1 protein-coding gene is annotated in these 612 nt (G+C 68.5%); it reads left to right on the top strand.

The annotated features are described in order from the left end of the window. Position 1: 1 nt before the first annotated feature. Positions 2-612: radical SAM protein (locus ACNQPB_RS20075; RefSeq protein WP_498754182.1), on the top strand; the 611-nt coding region annotated here is incomplete at its 3' end.

The raw sequence follows: 612 nt of genomic DNA, 5'->3' as shown, positions 1-612 counted from the left end.
CATGAGTGTTGGACTGGGTATGCCGCTGGTGCGCGCGGACGGGGATGCCGGCAAGGGCGCCGTACCCCCGCCGCGCCCTCAAAGCGTCCCCGCAGGCCTGTTCGACGCCCACGGCCGCCGGGCCACGGACATGCGCCTGTCCCTGACAGACAAATGCAACCTCCGCTGCACCTACTGCATGCCCGCCGAAGGCCTGGAATGGCTGTCCAAGCAGGCCGTGATGACCGCCGAGGAAATCGTCAGGATCGTCCGGGTCGGCGTACACCACCTGGGGGTCCGCGAACTCCGCCTCACCGGCGGGGAACCGCTGGTCCGGGCAGACCTGGCGGACATCATCGCCGCCCTGCGCGCCGAACACCCGGACCTGCCCATCTCAATGACCACCAACGGCGTCGGCCTGGACAAAAAAGCCGCCGCCCTCAAGGCCGCGGGCCTGAGCCGGATCAACGTCTCCCTGGACTCCCTGCACGAGGAAACCTTCACCCAACTGACCCGCCGGCCCTTCCTGGACAAAGTCCTCGCCGGCGTCGAAGCCGCCTGGGACGCCGGACTCGGACCGGTCAAGCTCAACGCCGTGCTGATGCGCGGAATCAACGACACCGAAGCCCCGCA

The organism is Curtobacterium sp. LFS079, from assembly GCF_047977865.1.
GTDB lineage: Bacteria > Actinomycetota > Actinomycetes > Actinomycetales > Micrococcaceae > Arthrobacter.
Note: the sequence above shows the minus strand (reverse complement) of the source record. Positions and strands in the feature narration are given on the sequence as shown.